At 71.3% G+C, this 19,603-nt stretch carries 21 protein-coding genes; 11 read left to right on the top strand and 10 right to left on the bottom strand.

Translation table 11 applies throughout. The features are described from left to right. Nucleotides 1–399 precede the first annotated feature (399 nt). Both ACZ4TO_RS09705 and ACZ4TO_RS09700 read left to right on the top strand, forming a co-directional pair. On the top strand, nt 400–2,286 hold the full coding sequence (locus tag ACZ4TO_RS09705) for an FUSC family protein (RefSeq protein ID WP_468023909.1): 1,887 nt from the start codon (nt 400–402) through the stop codon (nt 2,284–2,286). Nucleotides 2,287–2,416: 130 nt separating this feature from the next. After that, entirely contained in the window at nt 2,417–2,590 is a 174-nt protein-coding gene (locus ACZ4TO_RS09700) for a hypothetical protein (protein WP_167347429.1), read from the top strand. Between the two features lie 57 nt (nt 2,591–2,647). On the opposite strand, the gene ACZ4TO_RS09695 is transcribed toward ACZ4TO_RS09700, so the two are convergent. Next, a complete protein-coding gene (locus ACZ4TO_RS09695; protein WP_468023908.1) occupies nt 2,648–3,094 on the bottom strand; it encodes a hypothetical protein in 447 nt (148 codons plus the stop codon). Then, a complete protein-coding gene (locus ACZ4TO_RS09690; RefSeq protein WP_468023907.1) occupies nt 3,091–3,750 on the bottom strand; it encodes an ATP-binding protein in 660 nt (219 codons plus the stop codon). The genes ACZ4TO_RS09695 and ACZ4TO_RS09690 overlap by 4 nt, the downstream gene beginning before the upstream one ends. 260 nt (nt 3,751–4,010) lie before the next feature. On the opposite strand from ACZ4TO_RS09690, the gene ACZ4TO_RS09685 reads away from it, so the two are divergent. Genes ACZ4TO_RS09685 through ACZ4TO_RS09675 form a run of 3 tightly spaced genes read left to right on the top strand, consistent with a single transcriptional unit; the run spans nt 4,011 to nt 5,284 of the window. Next, entirely contained in the window at nt 4,011–4,871 is an 861-nt protein-coding gene (locus tag ACZ4TO_RS09685) for a helix-turn-helix domain-containing protein (RefSeq protein ID WP_382795784.1), read from the top strand. Beyond that, nucleotides 4,872–5,150 carry a DUF397 domain-containing protein gene (locus ACZ4TO_RS09680; protein ID WP_355765303.1) on the top strand — a complete coding sequence of 93 codons (279 nt, stop codon included), beginning with the start codon at nt 4,872–4,874 and terminating at the stop codon, nt 5,148–5,150. A 5-nt stretch (nt 5,151–5,155) separates the two neighbouring features. Further along, the gene (locus ACZ4TO_RS09675; RefSeq protein WP_468023906.1) at nt 5,156–5,284 is read left to right on the top strand and encodes a pentapeptide repeat-containing protein; all 129 of its coding nucleotides are present in this window, start codon (nt 5,156–5,158) and stop codon (nt 5,282–5,284) included. A gap of 18 nt (nt 5,285–5,302) precedes the next feature. Here the strand turns inward: ACZ4TO_RS09675 and ACZ4TO_RS09670 are convergent, their stop codons facing one another. From ACZ4TO_RS09670 to ACZ4TO_RS09660, 3 genes are all read right to left on the bottom strand, one after another. Beyond that, nucleotides 5,303–6,796, bottom strand: a complete 1,494-nt coding sequence (locus tag ACZ4TO_RS09670; RefSeq protein ID WP_468023905.1) for a glutamate synthase subunit beta — start codon at nt 6,794–6,796, stop codon at nt 5,303–5,305. A 190-nt stretch (nt 6,797–6,986) separates the two neighbouring features. Then, complete coding sequence (locus ACZ4TO_RS09665; RefSeq protein ID WP_468024356.1) at nt 6,987–7,466, bottom strand: anthrone oxygenase family protein; 480 nt, start codon at nt 7,464–7,466, stop codon at nt 6,987–6,989. A 344-nt stretch (nt 7,467–7,810) separates the two neighbouring features. After that, the gene (locus tag ACZ4TO_RS09660; RefSeq protein WP_468023904.1) at nt 7,811–8,506 is read right to left on the bottom strand and encodes a DUF2293 domain-containing protein; all 696 of its coding nucleotides are present in this window, start codon (nt 8,504–8,506) and stop codon (nt 7,811–7,813) included. A 141-nt stretch (nt 8,507–8,647) separates the two neighbouring features. Between ACZ4TO_RS09660 and ACZ4TO_RS09655 the strand changes: the two genes are divergently transcribed. Together ACZ4TO_RS09655 and ACZ4TO_RS09650 are read left to right on the top strand one after the other, a co-directional pair. Further along, a complete protein-coding gene (locus tag ACZ4TO_RS09655; protein ID WP_382795995.1) occupies nt 8,648–9,289 on the top strand; it encodes a nucleoside/nucleotide kinase family protein in 642 nt (213 codons plus the stop codon). Between the two features lie 122 nt (nt 9,290–9,411). Next, complete coding sequence (locus ACZ4TO_RS09650; protein ID WP_382795791.1) at nt 9,412–9,852, top strand: CBS domain-containing protein; 441 nt, start codon at nt 9,412–9,414, stop codon at nt 9,850–9,852. 29 nt (nt 9,853–9,881) lie between these two features. On the opposite strand, the gene ACZ4TO_RS09645 is transcribed toward ACZ4TO_RS09650, so the two are convergent. After that, nucleotides 9,882–11,009 (bottom strand): magnesium and cobalt transport protein CorA, encoded by a 1,128-nt coding sequence (locus tag ACZ4TO_RS09645; RefSeq protein ID WP_382795794.1) that lies wholly within the window; start codon nt 11,007–11,009, stop codon nt 9,882–9,884. A 224-nt stretch (nt 11,010–11,233) separates the two neighbouring features. Here ACZ4TO_RS09645 and ACZ4TO_RS09640 point away from each other — a divergent pair, with 224 nt between their 5' ends. Next, nucleotides 11,234–12,028 (top strand): methyltransferase domain-containing protein, encoded by a 795-nt coding sequence (locus tag ACZ4TO_RS09640; RefSeq protein WP_382795797.1) that lies wholly within the window; start codon nt 11,234–11,236, stop codon nt 12,026–12,028. Between the two features lie 115 nt (nt 12,029–12,143). On the opposite strand, the gene ACZ4TO_RS09635 is transcribed toward ACZ4TO_RS09640, so the two are convergent. Together ACZ4TO_RS09635 and ACZ4TO_RS09630 are read right to left on the bottom strand one after the other, a co-directional pair. Next, entirely contained in the window at nt 12,144–13,043 is a 900-nt protein-coding gene (locus tag ACZ4TO_RS09635; protein ID WP_468024355.1) for a carbohydrate kinase family protein, read from the bottom strand. An 86-nt stretch (nt 13,044–13,129) separates the two neighbouring features. Then, complete coding sequence (locus tag ACZ4TO_RS09630) at nt 13,130–14,035, bottom strand: pseudouridine-5'-phosphate glycosidase (RefSeq protein ID WP_382795800.1); 906 nt, start codon at nt 14,033–14,035, stop codon at nt 13,130–13,132. Nucleotides 14,036–14,186: 151 nt separating this feature from the next. On the opposite strand from ACZ4TO_RS09630, the gene ACZ4TO_RS09625 reads away from it, so the two are divergent. After that, nucleotides 14,187–14,549: a cupin domain-containing protein gene (locus ACZ4TO_RS09625; protein ID WP_382795802.1), complete on the top strand. Its 363-nt coding sequence runs from the start codon at nt 14,187–14,189 to the stop codon at nt 14,547–14,549. Nucleotides 14,550–14,640: 91 nt separating this feature from the next. Here the strand turns inward: ACZ4TO_RS09625 and ACZ4TO_RS09620 are convergent, their stop codons facing one another. Together ACZ4TO_RS09620 and ACZ4TO_RS09615 are read right to left on the bottom strand one after the other, a co-directional pair. Beyond that, nucleotides 14,641–15,195, bottom strand: a complete 555-nt coding sequence (locus tag ACZ4TO_RS09620; RefSeq protein ID WP_468023903.1) for a methylated-DNA--[protein]-cysteine S-methyltransferase — start codon at nt 15,193–15,195, stop codon at nt 14,641–14,643. Between the two features lie 74 nt (nt 15,196–15,269). Further along, nucleotides 15,270–16,136, bottom strand: a complete 867-nt coding sequence (locus ACZ4TO_RS09615; RefSeq protein WP_385044262.1) for a glycerophosphodiester phosphodiesterase — start codon at nt 16,134–16,136, stop codon at nt 15,270–15,272. A 278-nt stretch (nt 16,137–16,414) separates the two neighbouring features. Between ACZ4TO_RS09615 and ACZ4TO_RS09610 the strand changes: the two genes are divergently transcribed. Both ACZ4TO_RS09610 and uvrB read left to right on the top strand, forming a co-directional pair. Further along, a complete protein-coding gene (locus ACZ4TO_RS09610; protein WP_382795810.1) occupies nt 16,415–17,287 on the top strand; it encodes an MHYT domain-containing protein in 873 nt (290 codons plus the stop codon). 39 nt (nt 17,288–17,326) lie between these two features. After that, nucleotides 17,327–19,459: an excinuclease ABC subunit UvrB gene (gene uvrB / locus ACZ4TO_RS09605; protein ID WP_382795813.1), complete on the top strand. Its 2,133-nt coding sequence runs from the start codon at nt 17,327–17,329 to the stop codon at nt 19,457–19,459. The last annotated feature ends 144 nt before the right edge of the window (nt 19,460–19,603 follow it).

The following is a 19,603-nucleotide window of genomic DNA, read 5'->3' as shown; positions in this document are numbered from 1 at the left end:
CTATTGCTCCAGACTCAGCATTCGCCGCCGATCGCCGGATCGACCGGGCCCAGGCCCCAGTACGCCGAGATGCTGGTTCAAGTCCAGTCCGCGCAGCTCGATGCGTGGTGGTCCAAAGGCAGGACGCGGCGACATAACGACTGACCTGGGTCCTCAAGCGTGCCGGCGTGCGACATGGTGGCATCTCAGGGTCCGGGGGCCGGCTACGCCCTCGGACCCGCTCCTCCTCCTCATTTCATGGGGCTTGCTCCCGTATTTCATGGGGCTTGCTCCCGTGAGATGTCACACCGTGGAAATCCGCGCGTTCGTCGTCCGCCGCCGACACGCACTACGCTGAGTACGACACGAGCCCGGCCGACGTCGCCCGAAGGCACCCCGCCCTCGCCCGACAGGAGCCCTGTGCGTCTCACCCCGCTCGCCGTACCTCCCTGGCTCGCCCATGCCCTGCGCGCCCAGCGCGGACCCGTCCCCTGGAACGCGGTCGTGCGCGGCGCGCTGGCCTCCGGGCCGCTGCTGCTCGCGGCCGTGCTGTGCGGACGTACCTCCCTCGGAGTGATCGCCGCACTCGGCGCCATGCTGACGGGGATCAACGACCGCCCCGGCAGCCGGCGGGTCGCCGTCGAACGGCTCGGGGTACCGGCCCTCGCCGGTGCCGCCGGCCTGATCATCGGTTCGTACGCCGGACAGCGCACCGGCGCCGTGGTGCTCACCCTCGTCCTCACCGGGCTCGGACTGCTAGCCGGAGCCGTCAGCGCCGTAGGACCCGTGGCCTCGGGTGCCGGGACCCAGTTCCTGGTCGCCTCGGCCATCGGGGCCGGCATGCCGCTGCCCGAACCGGGGTGGATGCGCGCCCTGTTCTTCCTCGGCGGCGCCGGCTGGCTGCTCGCGCTCAGACTGGCGCTGCCGACGACCGCGGTGAACACCGGCGACTACCGCTTCGACGGGGAGCGGGACGCGGTCGCCGGGGTGTACGAAGCCGTCGCCCTGCTGCTGCTCGCCGTGGGCGGACCCGACGCGGCCCGTCGGCGCGTCGCGCTGACCGCGGCCCTCGACCACGCGCAGGACGCGCTCGACGGACCCCGGCTGCGGCGGTACGCCAGTTCCGCGGCCGAGCGGCGACTGCACGCGCAGTACGCGGCCGCCCTGCCGCTCGCCGAGGCCGCGACCGCGCTCGCCTGGGCCGGCGAGGCCGTGCCGGAACGGGCCGCGGAAGGCCCCCGGCGGCTCGCGGCAGCCGTCCGCACCGGCGCACCCACCGGGCCGCTGCCGGCGCCCGCCGTCCCCGGCACCCGGTCCGGCCCGACGGAGAGCGCACCCGTCGTCCCCGCGCTGCGCGCCCTCCACGACGCCCTGCTGGGCGCCGCCGAGACCTTCGACCGGGGTTCCGGGAACGCGCTGCACACCAGACGGCGTACCGCTGCCTCGCTCGTGGGCACCGCGCTCGGTGCGGCCGGGCGGGAGTACGGCATCAGGGTGGCCCTCTGCTTCGGCGCGAGCGTCGCCGTGGCACAGGCCCTGCACCACGCGCGCTGGTACGGCAACCACCCGCACTGGTACTGGCTCCCCGCGACCGCCGTCTTCCTCGTCAAGCCCGATCTCGGACCGCTCGCCTCGCGCGTCCTGTGCCGTGCGGCGGGAACCGTCCTGGGCGCGGTCGCCTTCGCGGGGCTCGCCCTCGTGCTGCCGAGGCCGGAGGGGTTCGTCGCCCTGGTCGCGGTCAGTGGCGCGCTCATCCCCGTCGCCACCCGGCACTTCGCCGCGCAGACCGCCGTCGTGACGGTCCTCGTGCTGGCTCTCGTGATGGTCGGAGGTGAGCCGCAGGCTTCCTGGAACCGCATCCTGGAGACCCTGCTGGCCTGCGCGATCGTGCTGCTCGTCGGGCATCTGCCGCCCCTCGGCCAGCGCGGTGGGACCGTGCGGGCGAGGCTCACCCGGGCCGGTGAGGCCGCGGACGTGTATCTCGCCCATGTGCTGAGCGACGGCACGGCCCGCGACCGTACGGGCCGCTGGGTCCTGCGCCGGGAGGCCTATCGCGCGCTCGCCGAGGCCCGTGCCGCGATCGATCTCGCCGCGGCCGAACTCCCGGCCCTGGCACGGCACTCCGAGGGCACCGACGCGGTCGCGGCCACCCTGGAACGGCTCGTCGACACGACCACGGCGTGCGCGGTGCAGCTCGACGACACCGGCCGGCTCACCCCCCGGCACACCGACCGGATCGCCGAACTCCTCGGCGAACTGGCCGAACGGCGCGAGCGCGCGGGACTGCGCGTGGCCGCTGCCTGCTGAAACGGAACCTCGGGGTCCCGCGCGGCCGTTCCGTTGCCGGTGTCGACTTCGTCTCAGTACCGTCACTGCCAGAGCCGTTCACCCCATTGCAGGCGTTTAACTCTCCACAGGCACGACATGGAGGTTGAACGTGAACGGGCGAAGGGTTCTGGAGCGTTTCCCCGCCGGAGGACCACGCGGGTCGTGGCCCGCGGAGGAGTTCGCGCAGGCGCGCCGTCAGGAGGGCCAGGCGGCGGAGGTCGTCATGGACCTCGCCTCCGACGCGTTCCTGGTCGTCGTGGGCGGCGCCGACGGCGTGGAGTGAGCGCGGGACCGGCCGCCCTCGCTCAGGGGCGGGGATGCATCGGTCGCGGAACGAGGCTCAGGCGCTGATCGGGCGGGACCAGGCGGGCGTCGTGCCCGTGACCTGGCACAGGGCCAGATACAGGGGGATCGGCGGCGTATACGGAAGCGTGCCATCCGGTTTGTGGATGAGCCCGGGAATCCGAGGCGCGTCCGGCACGACCGCCCCCGTGACGTAGTGGGCGGGTGTCGGCCACTCCAGGGCCACGTCGGAGTCGGAAGGAACGATCCACCACCAGTGCGCCCCGTCGGCGTAGACGCAGCCCACACGAGGCAGCCGCGACAGCAGCAGCGGTCCGAAGTCGGCGGGCACCGACACCGCGTCGCAGCCCAGCGGCACGGTCATGTCCTCGGGGACGGGCAGACGCCTCGGCGGCCCGGGCCGCCGCCGGCCGCGGTTCACCCGGACCAGCGTGTCCAGGCTCAGGACCCGCGCCGCGGGCCCCGCCGCGGACGTACGGCTCACAGGCTCTCCCGATCCCGGTCCCGGTCTTGATCCCGTACGAGATCCTGCTGCGGACCCCGGTCCTCGCTGCCGCCCGGGGCGGAGGGAAGTCGGGGGTTCCCCACGATTCCCGCCCCCCAGGATCCCTCCGCCCCCGTGCCCCGACCGTCGTTCGGGGGCTTCTTCGCGCTCCAGCCGAGGTCCGCCCGCGGACCGGTGTCCGCCTCGGGCGCCCCCGCTTCGCGCCAGGTGTTTTCGGCCCGGTCTGCCGAGCGGGCGATCTCCGCCCACACCAGCAGACCGGGCCCGGTGTCCTGGGCCCCCCAGCCCCTGGACACTGCCGCGACGAGAAGCAATCCCCTCCCGTGCTCCTCGTCGGGCCGCTGTGCCGAGGGGTGCGGCTCGCCCGGAGCGCACCCCTCGTCGCACACGATGACGCGCACCACGTCGCCGGCGTCCTGCAGTTCGCAGACGACACGTTGCCCGGCGGCATGGACGATCGCGTTGGTGACCAGTTCCGACACCACGAGCGTCGCCGTCTCACAGGCGTCCTCGCTCACCGCCCAGCCGGACAGGCGGGACCGGGTCAGGCGTCTCGCCTGAGCCACGGAGCCCGGGTGTGCGGCCAACTCGAAGCGGAACCGGCGCTCGGCGGCCGCCCCGGGGTCGTGCCCCATGGCGGCTCGGAGACCGAACCGGTCTTCGACGGCGTCTGTTCCTAACGGCGCGGACGGAATCACGCTTGCCACTATCGCGTCGCCGCGAACACTTGGCAAGACTCACTCTGAAAAATGCAGAGTGCCGTGTGACGCTGTGGGGGCGCGTGGCACACTGCTGGCAACAGCTAGCCGAGCGGCGCCAGTTGGGATCGTCGAGGTGGACGAGGAAGAACCCGGACGGCGCCGAACGGGCTGCCCGGACTCAGGGGAGGTGGGACGTGAGCGAACCGCGGTCCGCGCCGACGGTCGGCCAGGTCGTTCTCGGACGGCGTCTGCTGGACCTGCGGGAACGCGCGGGTCTCAAGCGTGAGGAGGCCGCGCGGATCCTGCGTGTCGCCCCCGCGACGGTCCGCCGGATGGAGATGGCGGAGGTCTCCCTCAAAATCCCGTACCTCCAGCTCCTGTTGAAGTCGTACGGCGTCGGCGACCAGGAGGCCGAAGCCTTCGTCCAGCTCGCGGAGGACGCCAACAAGCCGGGCTGGTGGCAGCGGTTCCACGACATCCTGCCCGACTGGTTCTCCATGCACGTCAGCCTGGAAGGCGCCGCCTCCCTGCTGCGTTCCTACGAACCGCACTTCATCCCCGGCCTGTTGCAGACCGAGGACTACGCCCGCGGCGTCCTGAAGGCGGGCGCCATCGGCCAGACCAGGCCCGAGGACATCGAGCGCCATGTGGCCCTGCGCATGCAGCGCCAGGCTCTGCTCACGCGCGAGGACGCGCCCCGGATCTGGGTGGTGATGGACGAGACGGTGCTGCGCCGCACCATCGGCGGCCCCGAGGTGATGCGCGCGCAGATCGACAAGTTGCTTCAGGCCACGAAGCTGCCCCATGTGACGTTGCAGGTGATCCCGTTCTCCTCGGGCCCGCACCCCGGCACGTACGGGCCCTTCGTGCTGTTCCGATTTGCCATGCCGGAACTCCCGGACATGGTCTACAGCGAGTACCTGACCGGCGCCGTCTACCTGGACGCGCGTTCCGAGGTGGCGACCCACCTGGAGGTCATGGACCGCATGGCGGCCCAAGCCGCCACGGCACATCGCACGAAGGAGATCCTCCGGGATCTCCGCAAGGAGCTGTGAATGGAACGCATCACGCCGGAACGCATCAACCCGCGAATAGGCGACGTGCGCATCTACAACGGAATGCCCGCCCGTGAACTGGGCAGCGAGGGCTGGCACAAGCCGTGGAGCGGCGGCAACGGCGGCAACTGCCTGGAGGCGATGAAACTCGCCGACGGCCGCATCGCCGTACGTCAGTCCGCGGATCCGGACGGCCCCGCCCTCATCTACACGCCCGGCGAGATGACCGCCTTCATCGAAGGCGCGAAAGCGGGAGAGGCGGACTTCCTTCTCTCCTGAACGATTTGTTTGCTCTTTTCCACGACTTTCCTGAATTTGGTTCCGAGTTGATCACTTACCGCGGCGCTGACTTACACGGCGCGGACCTTGACGGCGCTGACTTACACGGCACGGACTCGCGGAGAACGGCGTGACAGGGCAGGGTCCGACCGCTAGGCGGTCATCGGGCGGTCGTACGGCCCGATCGGTGCCGGCAGAGGGGAGCGGGCCGCCCCGCTGAGCGCCCGGTCCACCGCGGCGGCGACCGACCGGCCCTCGGCGATCGCCCACACGACCAGCGACTGCCCGCGCGCCGCGTCCCCGGCGGCGTACACCCCGGGAACGTTCGTGCCGAAGTCGGCGCCACGGGCGAGCGTGCCGCGCGGCTCGACCTCCAGTCCCAGTTGGTCCACCAGTCCGTCGTGCAGGTCCGGGCCGGAGAAGCCGAGCGCGAGCAGGACGAGGTCGGCGGGCAGGGTCCGTCCGGAGCCGGGGACCGGGCGGCGCCGCTCGTCGACCTCCACGAGATGCAGCGAGCGCACCCGGCCCTCGGTGTCCCCCTCGAACCGGAGCGTGGACGCGGCGAACAGCCGGGCGTCCGCGTCCGCCGCGGGCGCCGTGCCCAGCGCGCCGGCCTCCTCGTGCGCGGCGGAGAGCCGGTAGATCTTCGGATACGTCGGCCACGGCTCGGCGTCCTCGTCGCGCTCGTCCTCCGGCTGCCCGTAGATGTCGAGCTGCGTCACGGACGCGGCCCCCTCGCGCACCGCCGTCCCCAGACAGTCGGCACCGGTGTCACCACCCCCGACGATCACCACATGTCTGCCCGCCGCCGACAACGGCGAGACCTCCAGATCCCCCTCGCACACCCGGTCGGCCAGCGGAAGGTACTCCATCGCCTGATGGATGCCGGACAACCCCCGTCCCGGGACGTCCAGTTCACGCCACGAGGTGGCGCCGAGCGCCAGGATCACCGCGTCGTAGCGGGCCTTGAGCTCGGCCGCCCCGATGTCGCTGCCGATCGCCGTCGACGTACGGAACTTGGTCCCCTCCGCCCGCATCTGGGCCAGCCGGCGGTCGAGCTGCCGCTTCTCCATCTTGAACGCGGGGATTCCGTACCGCAGCAGACCGCCGATCCGGTCCGCCCGTTCGAACACGGCCACCGTGTGACCGGCCCGGGTCAACTGCTGGGCCGCGGCGAGCCCGGTGGGCCCCGACCCGACGATCGCGACCGTCCGGCCCGAAAGACGGTCCGGGGGACGCGGCGGTGTGAGCCCGTCCTCCCAGGCCCTGTCGGCGATGGCGACCTCGACGTTCTTGATGGTCACCGCCGGCTGGTTGATCGCCAGTACACAGCCCGCCTCGCACGGGGCGGGGCACAACCGCCCCGTGAACTCGGGGAAGTTGTTCGTGGCGTGCAGCCGGTCGCTCGCCGCCCGCCAGTCGTCCCGCGAGACGAGGTCGTTCCACTCGGGGATCAGATTGCCCAGGGGACACGCGTCGTGGCAGAAGGGGATGCCGCAGTCCATGCAGCGGTCGGCCTGTTTCTCGATGATCGGCAACAGGCCCCCGGGAACGTACACCTCGTCCCAGTCCCGCACCCGCTCCCGGATCGGCCGGCGCGGATACTCCTGGCGGGGTGTGTTCATGAAACCCTTGGGATCGGCCATGGCCGTCTCCCTCGTGTACGCGTACGAGAGGGCGCGACCACGCGGACATCGACCCTGGTCGGCCACGGAATCCGGGCAACACCCCTTTCCCGCCACGATACGTCTCCCGCGCACCCGTCGCCGCTCCGGACGACCGCGACCCGAGAACCCGGGCCGGGCGGCCACGTGCAGGGCGAAGGCGCGTACCGGCTCAGGTGAGGGCGAGCGCGTACGACACCGCCGCCGCGGCCGCCGCAGCGGTGCGGACGTGATTCCACGTCGTCCACTGGCGCACGAATATGGGCCAGTAGGCCGCCGCCTCCGGGGTTCCGGGATCCAGCTTCAGCAGCGCGTCGTTGCGCGGGACGTTCGCCGCGATGGTCACCCCGAACGCACCGAACAGATACAGCGCGCTGCCGAGCAGCAGCTCCACCGTCCCCTCGTCCGGCAGCAGCACGAACGTCACCACCGCCAGCACCGAGCACAGCACCGCCGACCCGACGAACGCGAGCATGAACGGGGGCCGGACCGCGGCGACGTTGATCGCGTTCATCGCGGCGACGCCCTGCGCCGGCGGCAACGTTGCGAGGGCTCTCATCACGAAGGTCGAGAAGCCGAGGAACACACCGGCCACCAGCCCGCAGCCGAGCACCCCCAGCAGGGTCAGCACGAAATACGGTCCATCGATCATGTCCACTCCCGTGTCGATCAGGCCGGACCCAAGATCCTGCACAGCGCCGGCCGTCATCTCAAGCCAAATCCCCCACGGCGCCGGCGGCCATGGCCGAGCGGCGCGCCCTCATGCGCGACCGTCTCCGCCCGCCCCGCCGTCCACCCCTCACGCCCCTGACAGCATCAGCCGCCACCCCCCCCCACACCCCTGACACCATCCGCCGTCCGACCCTCACACCCCTGGCGTCACATCCCGGCGTCGACGCTTCACGCTCGCGCCGTCCGCCCCTCGTATCCCTTGCCCCCGCCCACACGCGACCTCGTGCGACCGCCGCCCCCTCAGCTTTCTCCGGCCCCCTCCGCTCAGGCCTGCGCGGTGATGTCCTCGCGCCATTCCCGGAGCCTCGCGTCCACCGTGGCCGCGATCCGGCGGCGTGCCTCGTACCGCGAGACGCCGTTCATCAGCAGTTGGTCGTACGGAGTCTCGGTGTGCCGTACCGACGCGCGGACCGCCGCGGTCACCGCCGCCTCGGAGAGCGCGCGGCCCGCAGAGCTCCGCCCGACCCGCCCGCTGCCACGCACCGAGGCGTGTGCGGCGATCGCCCGTGCCCGGTCGGCCGGACAGGCCGGGTACAGCCGGGATATCGCCCGCGCGAACGCCTCCGTGAAGCGGACGTCCTCCGCCTCCCGGCGCCGCGCGTCCCGTGCCCGGCGGCGGCGCCGCGCCTCCGCGTCCGCCAGGCACCGCTCCTCGGCCAGGGCGAGCGCCGCCTCCTCGACCAGGACGCCCTGCCGCTCGTAACGCCCCTGGCGCCGGTTGAACCGCACCACCACGGCCGACAGCGAGCTGCCCTCCCGCGATCTGCGCGTCAGCGCGGTGTCTCCGCGCGGCAGGAACACCAGGTGTCCGAGATCCGCGCAGTCCAGGCACCGAGGCGCCCCCTCCTCCAGCATCACCAGAGGGAGCGGCCCGCTCCGGCACTCGACGCAGTGCCGCTTCCTGAGCGGCTGGACGACGAGAAGTCCGTTCCGGTGCGGGGGATCAGCGATCGGTGCCATACGCGGTTCATTCCCCGGACCGGAGCCACATCTACGTCGCAGGCCGACGCCCCCACGCGAACTCCGGGCCGGCCGCCCGACGCCCTCGGCGCCGGCCCGCGGCCCGAGGCACCGGCCGGGCCCCTTCACGCGCGCGGCATGATGGGACCTGTGCGACTCGAAGCGATCACCTGGGAACGGCTCGGCGACCGGCTCGCGGATCGACTGCTCGACCTGAAGCCGCAGGACGGCGGCTCCTGGCCCCGCGTCGCCTTCGACGGAGCACCGGCCGCCCGCCCCGGCGAACTCGCGCAGCGCGTCTTCGAGGCGCTGCGGGTACGCGGCCGTCCCGCGCTGGTCGTGGGCACGCAGGGCTTCCTGCGCCCCGCCTCCCTCCGGCTCGAATACGGCCACCAGGACGTCGACGCCTATTACGACGGCTGGTTCGACACGGGCGCCCTCTGGCGCGAGGTCTTCGGCCCGCTCGAACCCGGCGGCGACGGCAGGGTCCTGCCCGACCTCCTGGATCCCGTCACCGACCGGGCCACCCGAAGTCCGTACGTCCAACTCCCGCCCGGCGGAATCCTGTTGCTTCACGGCCCCCTCCTCCTGCGGCACTGGTTCCCGTTCGACCTCAGCGTTCACGTACTCCTGTCTCCCGGCGCCCTCCGTCGCCGTACTCCCGAGGCGGAGCACTGGACCCTCCCCGCCTTCTCCCGGTACGAGAGCGAGGTGGGTCCCGACACCGCCGCCGACCTCCTCGTACGGGCGGACGACCCCCGCCATCCGGCCTGGAACGGCTGACCGGGGGCCCTGATCCACGGATCTCCGGGTGCGTGGCTCAGGGGGCGCGGCAAGAATGAAGGGCGCCGGGACTAGCGGTGTGTTCCGCGCCGCGCCGGCCGTCCGGCATCAGGAGGTACTTCATGACCACCGCCGGAGACATCATGCACCGGGGTGCCCAGTGGATCCCCGCCCACGAGACCCTGGACCGCGCCGCCCAGCTCATGCGCGAGCTCAACGTGGGCGCGCTGCCCATCAGCGATCAGGACGAACGCCTCTGCGGCATTCTCACGGACCGCGACATCGTCGTCGGCTGCGTGGCCATGGGCCATGACCCCGCACACATCACCGCGGGCGAGATGGCCCAGGGCACACCGCGCTGGATCGACGCCGACGCCGATGTCGGCGAAGTGCTCCAGGAGATGAAGGGGCACCAGATCCGCCGGCTTCCGGTGATCGAGGACAAACGGCTGGTCGGCATGATCAGCGAAGCCGACCTCGCCCAGCACCTCAGCGACGAACAACTCGCCGGCTGGGTCGAGAGCGTCTACGCGAGGGGCGGCGCGGGCGGCATGACGGCCTGACCCGCCGGACGCGCCCGGCGAGGGTCGTGTCAGAGCCAGCCGTTGCGCCGGAACCCGCGGTACAGGACGAGACAGCCGATGGATATGGCGCCGATGACGATGGGGTAGCCGAACCTCCAGTGCAGTTCGGGCATGTTGTCGAAGTTCATCCCGTAGACGCCGCAGACCATGGTGGGGACGGCGATGACCGCCGCCCACGCCGTGATCTTCCGCATGTCCTCGTTCTGCGCCACCGTCACCTGCGCGAGATGCGCCTGCAGGATCGAGTTGAGCAGTTCGTCGAAGGCGGCTATCTGCTCGGTGACCCGTAGGAGATGGTCGGAGACGTCACGGAAGTACGCCTGTATCTCCGGCGCGAGCACGCGCGTCGGCCGGGTCGCCAGCTCCTGGACGGGCCGGGCGAGCGGGATCACCGCCCGCTTCAGTTCGAGGAGTTCCCGCTTGAGCTGGTAGATGCGGCCGGCGTCGGTGCGTGCGCCGTTCTCGGCGAACACGTCGGCCTCCACCTGGTCGATGTCCGCCTGGACCGAGTCCGCCACGCTCACGAACTCGTCGACCACATGGTCCGCGATCGCGTGCAGGACCGCGGCCGGCCCCTTGGACAACTGCTGCGTGTCGGACTCGAGTTCCTCGCGCAGCGGGCCCAGGGATCCGTGCCGTCCGTGCCGCACGGTGATGACGAAGTCCGGCCCGACGAACACCATGATCTCGCCCGTGTTCACCACCTCGCTGGTGGCCGTCAGCTCCTTGTGCTCCACGTAGCAGACCGTTTTGAACACGGCGAACAGTGTGTCGCCGTACCACTCCAGCTTCGGACGCTGATGCGCCTCGACCGCGTCCTCGACGGCCAGCGGATGCAGGTCGAAGAGTTCCGCGATGCCCGCGAACTCCACGTCGGTCGGTTCGTGCAGCCCCAGCCAGACGAATCCGTCGTCGCGCTTGCGGATCCGCCGCACGGTTTCGACCAGATCGCTGCTCTCGGGGAGCCGCACGCCGTCCCGGTACGCCACGCAGTTCACCACCGAGGAGCCCAGCGGCGACCGGGCGGGGTGACTCAGGTCGACACGGCGGCTCCGCCGTGTCAGCCGCGCCACTCTGCGGAGGCCGTCGACCGCGCCGAGAGCCGTCACCTTCCGCAAATTCCCTGCCATGGACATCTGGATCTCCTCGCGTGGATCTCCTCGGGCCGCACTTTGCGCCTGGCGGGCCAGTCTGCCAGGCCTGGCGGGACACCGGAAAAGACTGTGGGAACGGAGCATTCCGTTCCGTGGTGTGGGTCACTCGGCCGGACGTGGCGGGACCGGCGCCTCCCACGACCTCCATGCCGACGACGGGAGCGTCGACCATCGGCGACGGGCGGGTCAACTGGGATGATCTCCCCATGACGCGAGCCGACGGGTATCTCCTCGACAACCAGCAGACGGAGGCGGGCCGGCGTTTCGAGGCCCTCGCCACTCTCTTCGACCCCACGACGTTCCGGCACATGGAGCGCTTCGGCGTCGGGTCCGGCTGGCGCTGCTGGGAGGTCGGGGCGGGCGGCACGTCCGTCGTGTCCTGGCTCGCCAAGAAGGTGGGTCCGACGGGGAAGGTCGTCGCGACCGACATCGACACCTCGTGGGCGGCGTCCGTGGCACGCTCGCCCGTCGAGGTCCGCGTCCACGACGTGGGTGCCGAGGAACCGCCGGGGGAGGGCTTCGACCTTGTGCACGCCCGGCTCGTCCTGGTCCACGTGCCGGACCGGGAGCGCGCGTTGCAGTCGATGATCAAGTCCCTGCGGCCGGGCGGCAGACTCCTCGTCGAGGACGCCGATCCCGCCCTCCAGCCGCTGCTCTGCCCCGAGGAGTACGGTCCCGAGCAGCAGCTCGCGAACCGGCTGCGCCAGGGCTTCCGCAAATTGCTCGCCGATCGAGGCGCCGACCTCGCCTACGGGCGCAAGCTCCCGCGGCTGCTCAGGGACGCGGGCCTGCGGGGCGTCGAGGCCGACGCGTACTTTCCCGTCACGTCGCCCGCGTGCGCCGAGCTGGAGGCCGCCACGGTCCGGCAGATCCGCGACCAGCTCGTCACCGCCGGCCTGGCCACCCACGAGGAGATCGACCGGCACCTCGCGAACGTCGCCACCGGGTCCATGGACCTGGCGACCGCTCCGATGATCTCGGCCTGGGGGCGCAAGAACTGACCGGGCGTGAGGGACGGGGTACCTGATCGGCCGCTCCCTGCCTACGTCGTCGCGTGGCCGAGGGCTCAGCGGGTCCGCGGCCCTTCCTCGCCCGGCCGGATGCTCTCCGTGGGAGTCAGCCGCCGGTACGCTCCGCGGGCGGTCTCCCGCCGATCCGTTCCACGGCCCTGGCCCCGGCCGCGCACCCCGCCCCGGCGGCCTCTTCGGGACCGGCGCCCCTGAGCAGTGCGGCGAGGAACGCGCCGGTGAACGCGTCACCGGCGCCCGTCGTGTCCCGCGGCGCCGCCCGCAGCGCCGGGACCCGGGCCCGGACGGATCCGGAACGGGCGACCAGGGCGCCTTCCCTGCCCAGCTTGGCGACGACCAGGGGGAAGTGGCGGCTCAGTTTGGCGGCCGCGTCGGCCGGATCGGGCAGCCCGGTCAGCAGACACGCCTCGTCACGGCTCGGCAGCAGGATGTCGACGCCCGCGCACAGGCCGAGAAAGCGGTCCACACCCAGCTCGGTGAGAAATCCGGCCGACGCCGGATCGAGGCTCACCGGCACACCGCGCGCGCGTGCCGACTCCAGCACCGTCGACACCAGCGCCCGGCTCGATCCGGAGAAGAGCAGATAGCCCGACAGATGCAGTCGCCCGACCCCGTCGAGCAGCGCCGGTGACCAGTCCTCCGGTGCCAACCGCAGGGACGCGCCGCTGTCCGTGAGGAACGTACGCTCCGCCGACGCGCCACTGTCCACCAGGCAGATCACCGTCCCGGTCGGCGCCTGCGGATCCCGCACCAGCAGGGGCCGTACGCCGCTCGCCGTGAGTTCGCGTTCGTGCCACTCCGCGGCGTCCAGGCCCACCCGGCCGAGCAGCCGTACGTCGGCGCAGCCCGCGTGCACGGCCCAGCAGGCGACATTGGCGCCCGCGCCGCCGGGCACGGTCCGGATGGCGGCGACCGTGTCGGTGCCGGCCGCCAGCGGGCCGCGATGCCGGGCGACGACATCCGTGACCACGTCCCCGACGACGAGCAGGGCGCCTTCGCCCGGACCCTTCGGCCCGACGGCCTCGGGCCCTCCGGCCCCGGCCCCCTCGGCCTCGACACGCCTGCCCGCGTCGCTCACGCCCCCGCCCAGGCCGCCGCGATCTTTCCCGCAAGGCGCACGTTGCCCCGTACCGCCGCCAGATTGGCCGCCAGCGAGGCACCGTCCGTGTGCTGAACCAGATAGGAGAGCAGGAACGGTGTCACCGCCTGTCCGGTCACACCCTCCGCCTCGCACGCCTGCAGCGCCTCGGCGAGCACACGCGCGTGCAGCGCGGGATCGAGCTGTTCCTCCTCGGGGACAGGGTTCGCGACGACGAGCGAGGAGTCCGGGGCGCGCAGCGCGTCCTGGGCCCGCATCACCGCCGCGACCTGCTCGGGGGAGTCGAGGGTCCAGTCCACGGGATGCCCCGAGTCGGAGAGGTAGAAGCCGGGGAAGCGGTCCGTTCCGTACCCGGCAACGGCCACGCCCAGCGTCTCCAGGCGCTGCAGTGTCGCGGGTACGTCCAGGATCGATTTGACGCCGGCGCACACCACCGTGATCCGGGTGCGGGCCAACAGGCCCAGGTCGGCGGACTCGTCCTGGGTGACGGTCCACTCCCGGTGCACTCCACCGAGGCCACCCGTCGCGAACACCCGCACCCCCGCGCGGGCCGCCAGCAGCGCGGTCGCGGACACGGTCGTCGCCCCGCTGGCTCCCGAGGCCACCGCGAGCGGCAGGTCACGGTGGCCGAGCTTGCGGATGCCGTCCTCGTTCGCGACCCGTTCGAGCTGCCCCTTGTCCAGGCCGACGTGCGGCCGGCCGTCGAGCACGGCGATCGTCGCGGGGACGGCGCCCTCCGCTCGGACGACCTCCTCCAGTTCGAGGGCGACCTGCAGATTGCGCGGGCGCGGCAGCCCGTGGGCGATGATCGTGGACTCCAGGGCCACCACCGGCCGGTCCGCGTCGAGCGCCTCCCGCACCTCTTCGGACGTCACGATCACGCGCCTGCCTCCTGTCGTCGGTCGACGTTCCCCTCCCTGATCTCTGGCGAGAGGCGCGCCCGGCCAAACCCTTGCGCAGCGGCTTCGGCATCTCCGGGCAGGGGGACCCTCGGTGCCCCGGGTGGAGGACGAGCCCTTAGGGTGTCCGCTCATGACCATGAACTCCCAGGCCACGCCGTCGTTCGCCGTCCACATTCCCGACGCCGAGCTCGATCCCGAGCCGCTGGACCCGGCCCAGATCGTCTCCGGCGACCCCGTCGTGACGGGCAAGGTGCTGTGGGAGTCCGCCGACGGCAAGCAGTTGCGAGGCATCTGGCAGATCACGCCCGGCGTGGTGACCGACACCGAGGCGAACGAACTCTTCGTCGTCGTCAGCGGGCGCGCCACCATCGAGGTGGAGGGCGGCGACGTCATCGAGGTCGGTCCGGGCGACGCGGCGTTCCTGCGCGAGGGCGACCGCACCACGTGGACCGTCCACGAGACGCTGCGCAAGGCGTACCACATCAGCCTCTGAGGATCACCGGACCGGACACCCGACCGGACCCCGGGCCGGTCCCCGGCCCGGTCACGCCACCGCACGTACGGACGGTGGCCCGGTCACGGCATCAGAACAGCGGCTCCGGGAGGACGCCTTCGAGGGCCAGCAGTTTGCGCTTGGTCTCCAGGCCGCCCCCGAAACCGCCGATGCCGCCGTCGCTCTCGACCACCCGGTGGCAGGGCACCACGACCGGCAGCGGGTTCGAGCCCATGGCCACGCCCACGGCCTGGGCCGCCCCCGGCGCGCCGACCCGTCCGGCCAGGTCGCCGTAGGCCACGACGGATCCGAACGGGACGCCCGAGTTCAGCTCGCGCAGCACCTGGCGGTTGAACCCCGAGATCAGCGACCAGTCGAGCGGCAGGTCGAAGTCCTGCCGCTCGCCCGCGAAGTACGCCTGGACCTGGCGTATCGCCTCGGCCAGCAGCGGGGACCCGGAGGCCTCGACGGGCTCGCCGCCCAGACGGGACGCGAGGCGGTCGAGCGCTTTGTCGCGCACGCTGTCCGAGGCGTGAAAGACGACGTTGACCAGGCCGTGGGGCGTCGCGGCGAGGAGCAGCGGACCGATGTCCGTGCCGACGACGGACCACACGATCTGCTGCTCGTACCGCCCGTGGCTGTTCATGCGATCCACCGTACGGCCCGCCACTGACAACGCCCGGGGCGCGGACCCGGAACCGTCCGCGCCCCGGTGGCCGGCTAGGGCAGGGCGGCGCGGATCACGTCGGGCGTGTTCGTGATGACGCCGTCCGTGCCGAAGTCCGCCAGGTTCCGCGCGGTCGCCGCGTCGTCCACGGTCCAGGCGAAGACCTTCATCGGGCCGTGCGGACCGTGGAGCGCGTGGACCGCGGCGACGTAGTCGGGCGACAGGGACCGGTGATCGGAGTTGATCTGGTCGGCGAACCGCGCGTACCAGGGCAGCCGTGCGACCGGAGGCGTCCCGAGGAAGGCCGTCGTGACGCCGGGCCGCAGTCGGTGCACGGTCCGTACGCTGTTCGCGCTGAAGCTCTGGACGATCAGTCTGTCCCGCAGATGCACCGGATCCAGCCAACCCTGGTTGTTCAGGAGCCGCAGTGTTTGCCGCTCGATGCCCGGATACAGCTCGGGATTCTTGATCTCCAGGACGAGTTTCTGGTGATTGCGCGACACGCGTTCCATGTACTCCCGCAGCGTCGGAACCTTCGCGCCCGCGAACCGCGGGCCGAACCAGCTCCCGGCGTCCAGACGGGCGATCTCCGCCGCGGTGAAATCCTTGACGTCCCAAGGGCCTCGGCCGGGATAGACCGTCTCGGCGTCGGTCGTGCGGGCCAGCGAGGCGTCGTGGAGGACGACCAACTGGCCGTCTCGGGTGCGCTGGACGTCGTTCTCGACCCAGTCGAAGCCCAGCTCGGCCGCCCGGTCGACGGCTGCCAGAGTGTTCTCCGGAGCGTACGCGGAGGCGCCGCGGTGGGCGACGACCAGCGGTGCCGTGATCCGGCCGCCGGCCTTGGCGTGCGGGCTGGGCAGTATCAAAACGGCTCCCCCAAGAAGCGCGGCGGTCGTGGCGGCGGCAACGCGCGCGTGCATGCGTTCTCCTCGCGTCGGACGATCACGGACAGCACAAGACTGACAGCAGAGAGTCGACGGAGGGGGGAAGGGAGATGGCCGTGGATTGAATGGAGTTGTCCAAGTCCGCCTGCCGCCACCGCACAACTGGGGAGAGGTCGTGATTGTTTGCAGGATTATCGTTCGACCATTCCGGTGGGGTCGTACGCTCAGCCTCGACCAGGTCCGCTCCGGCGGTCCGGGCCGCGGGGGTGTTTCGGACAGTTCCAGGCTTAACAGGGCGGGAAAGGCAGCCGCGCATGCGAGGCACGGTCGACGGCTTCACCTACGGACTCGTCACACCGCTGGTGGCGTATTTCATGGCCTGCCTGGGCGGGGCGCTGGGTCTTCGCTGCACCGCCAGATCCATGCTCGTCGGCGGCTCCTGGCGGGCCGGCTGGCTCGCGCTCGGCTCGGTCGCGATCGCCTCCGGCATCTGGACGATGCACTTCATCGCGATGATGGGCTTCACCGTCGAGGAGAGCCCCGTCCACTACGACCGGCCCACGACCTTCGCGAGCCTGGGCGTCGCCGTCCTGATGGTCGGCGCCGGGATCTTCATCGTCGGCTACCAGGGAGCCACCGGGAGGGCGTTGTTCACCGGCGGGACCGTCACCGGGCTGGGCATCGCCTCGATGCACTACCTGGGCATGGCCGGGATGCGGCTCAACGGCAAGCTCACGTACAACACCCTCACCGTCTCCGCCTCGGTCGTCATCGCCGTCGTGGCCGCCATCGCCGCCCTCTGGGCCGCCGGGCAGGTACGGGGATTCCTCTGGAGCGTCGGCGCGAGCCTCGTCATGGGGCTCGCCGTCAGCGGCATGCACTACACCGGCATGGCGGCGCTCAGCGTCCACCTGCACGGCCCGGCCGACGGCACCCCCGCCGGGGACTCGGCTGCCGCCCTGCTCGCCCCCATGATGATCGGCCCCCTGGCCCTCCTCTGTCTGGCGGGCGTCGTCGTCATGTTCGATCCGCAGATGGTCGTGGGCAAGCCCGACCGGCGCCCCGCGGAGATCAGAAGGCCGGGCGTCCCGGCCCATACCGTCCCCCTGCGCAACGGCCGCCGCCCGGCCGTCCGCCCCGTGCGGGAACGCGCCTACCGCCGCTCCCGCACCCCGCAGAGCAGGTGAACCGGCCCGGTTGTCAGTGCGGGGTCGTACGGTGGATCCATGCGGCCCGTATCCAAGATCGAACGTTCGGTGGCGCCCTTCGAGGTCGTCAGCCACTTCCAGCCGAGCGGTGACCAGCCCACGGCCATCGCCGACCTGGAGAAGCGCATCCGCGCAGGTGAGAAGGACGTCGTCCTGCTGGGCGCGACCGGCACAGGCAAGTCCGCCACCACCGCGTGGATGATCGAGAAGCTCCAGCGCCCCACGCTCGTCATGGCGCCGAACAAGACACTGGCCGCCCAGCTCGCCAACGAGTTCCGCGAGCTGCTGCCGAACAACGCGGTCGAATACTTCGTCTCGTACTACGACTACTACCAGCCCGAGGCCTACGTCCCGCAGTCGGACACCTACATCGAGAAGGACTCCTCGATCAACGAGGAGGTGGAGCGCCTGCGCCACTCCGCGACCAACTCGCTGCTGACCCGCCGGGACGTCGTCGTGGTCGCGTCGGTGTCCTGCATCTACGGCCTCGGTACTCCGCAGGAGTACGTGGACCGCATGGTCAGCCTCAAGGTCGGCGACGAGATCGACCGCGACGACCTGCTGCGCCGCTTCGTCGACATCCAGTACACCCGCAACGACGTCGCCTTCGCCCGCGGCACCTTCCGGGTCCGCGGCGACACCATCGAGATCTTCCCGGTCTACGAGGAGCTCGCGGTCCGCATCGAGATGTTCGGCGACGAGATCGAGGCGCTGTCCACGCTGCACCCGCTCACCGGCGAGGTCATCAGCGACGACAACCAGGTCTACGTCTTCCCCGCCTCCCACTACGTGGCCGGTCCCGAGCGCATGGAACGCGCCGTCAACGACATCGAGAAGGAACTGGGGGAGCGCCTCGCCGAGCTGGAGAAGCAGAGCAAGCTCCTGGAGGCCCAGCGCCTGCGCATGCGGACGACGTACGACATCGAGATGCTCCGCCAGATCGGCTCCTGCTCCGGGGTCGAGAACTACTCGATGCACTTCGACGGCCGTGAACCCGGCTCCGCGCCGAACACGCTGATCGACTACTTCCCGGACGACTTCCTGCTCGTCATCGACGAGTCCCACGTCACCGTTCCGCAGATCGGCGCGATGTACGAGGGCGACGCCTCCCGCAAGCGCACCCTCGTCGACCACGGCTTCCGGCTGCCCTCCGCCCTGGACAACCGCCCCCTGAAGTGGGAGGAGTTCCAGCAGCGCATCGGTCAGACGGTCTACCTCTCCGCGACGCCGGGGAACTACGAGCTCTCCCGCTCGGACGGCTACGTCGAACAGATCATCCGCCCCACCGGCCTGATCGACCCCCAGGTGGTCGTCAAGTCCACCGAAGGCCAGATCGACGACCTGGTCCACGAGATCCGGCAGCGCACCGAGAAGGACGAGCGCGTCCTGGTCACCACGCTCACCAAGAAGATGGCCGAGGACCTCACGGACTACTTCCTGGAACTGGGCATCCAGGTGCGCTATCTGCACAGCGACGTCGACACCCTGCGCCGCGTCGAGCTGCTGCGCGAGCTGCGCGCCGGCGAGTTCGACGTCCTGGTCGGCATCAACCTCCTGCGCGAGGGCCTCGACCTTCCCGAGGTCTCCCTCGTGGCGATCCTCGACGCCGACAAGGAGGGCTTCCTGCGCTCGGGCACCTCCCTGATCCAGACCATCGGCCGCGCGGCGCGCAACGTCTCCGGCCAGGTCCACATGTACGCGGACAGGATCACCCCGGCGATGGAGAAGGCCATCGAGGAGACCAACCGCCGCCGGGAGAAGCAGATCGCGTACAACAAGGAGCGCGGCATCGACCCGCAGCCCCTCCGCAAGAAGATCAACGACATCGTCGCCCAGATCGCCCGCGAGGACGTCGACACCGAGGAGCTGCTCGGCTCCGGCTACCGCAAGACCAAGGACGGCAAGGGAGCCAAGGCCCCCGTGCCCGCGCTGGGCGCCAAGGCGACCCGAGCCGCCAAGTCCGGCAAGGCCAAGGACAGCGTGCCGACCGACCGTCCCGCGGCCGAACTCGCGCAGCAGATCGAGGACCTGACGGAACGGATGCGCGCCGCCGCGGCCGACCTCCAGTTCGAGATCGCGGCACGGCTGCGCGACGAGGTGTCCGAGATGAAGAAGGAGCTGCGGCAGATGAAGGAGGCGGGAATCGCCTGACGGTCCCCCTGAGGGCGCCGACCCCCGGCACGCCGGGCGGTGTGTTGCAAGACCGACACAAAGTCCGCCCCAGGGTTCGGCGCTGTCAGTGCCGCTGCGTAGGGTTCTGTTCATCCGCGGACTCCGCGGCAACAGGGGACAGTT

It is taken from the genome of Streptomyces sp. NPDC028298, from assembly GCF_055565895.1.
Note: the sequence above shows the minus strand (reverse complement) of the source record. Positions and strands in the feature narration are given on the sequence as shown.

What these genes read in the sequence shown, in the direction of transcription:
- ACZ4TO_RS09645 (WP_382795794.1), bottom strand. Translation starts at nt 11,009, where the DNA reads ATGTCCATGGCAGGGAATTTGCGGAAGGTGACGGCTCTCGGCGCGGTC.
- ACZ4TO_RS09650 (WP_382795791.1), top strand. Translation starts at nt 9,412, where the DNA reads ATGACCACCGCCGGAGACATCATGCACCGGGGTGCCCAGTGGATCCCC.
- ACZ4TO_RS09690 (WP_468023907.1), bottom strand. Translation starts at nt 3,750, where the DNA reads ATGGGGCACGACCCCGGGGCGGCCGCCGAGCGCCGGTTCCGCTTCGAG.
- ACZ4TO_RS09615 (WP_385044262.1), bottom strand. Translation starts at nt 16,136, where the DNA reads ATGCACGCGCGCGTTGCCGCCGCCACGACCGCCGCGCTTCTTGGGGGA.
- ACZ4TO_RS09670 (WP_468023905.1), bottom strand. Translation starts at nt 6,796, where the DNA reads ATGGCCGATCCCAAGGGTTTCATGAACACACCCCGCCAGGAGTATCCG.
- ACZ4TO_RS09620 (WP_468023903.1), bottom strand. Translation starts at nt 15,195, where the DNA reads ATGAACAGCCACGGGCGGTACGAGCAGCAGATCGTGTGGTCCGTCGTC.
- uvrB (WP_382795813.1), top strand. Translation starts at nt 17,327, where the DNA reads ATGCGGCCCGTATCCAAGATCGAACGTTCGGTGGCGCCCTTCGAGGTC.
- ACZ4TO_RS09665 (WP_468024356.1), bottom strand. Translation starts at nt 7,466, where the DNA reads ATGATCGATGGACCGTATTTCGTGCTGACCCTGCTGGGGGTGCTCGGC.
- ACZ4TO_RS09610 (WP_382795810.1), top strand. Translation starts at nt 16,415, where the DNA reads ATGCGAGGCACGGTCGACGGCTTCACCTACGGACTCGTCACACCGCTG.
- ACZ4TO_RS09625 (WP_382795802.1), top strand. Translation starts at nt 14,187, where the DNA reads ATGACCATGAACTCCCAGGCCACGCCGTCGTTCGCCGTCCACATTCCC.
- ACZ4TO_RS09640 (WP_382795797.1), top strand. Translation starts at nt 11,234, where the DNA reads ATGACGCGAGCCGACGGGTATCTCCTCGACAACCAGCAGACGGAGGCG.
- ACZ4TO_RS09680 (WP_355765303.1), top strand. Translation starts at nt 4,872, where the DNA reads ATGGAACGCATCACGCCGGAACGCATCAACCCGCGAATAGGCGACGTG.
- ACZ4TO_RS09660 (WP_468023904.1), bottom strand. Translation starts at nt 8,506, where the DNA reads ATGGCACCGATCGCTGATCCCCCGCACCGGAACGGACTTCTCGTCGTC.
- ACZ4TO_RS09655 (WP_382795995.1), top strand. Translation starts at nt 8,648, where the DNA reads ATGGGACCTGTGCGACTCGAAGCGATCACCTGGGAACGGCTCGGCGAC.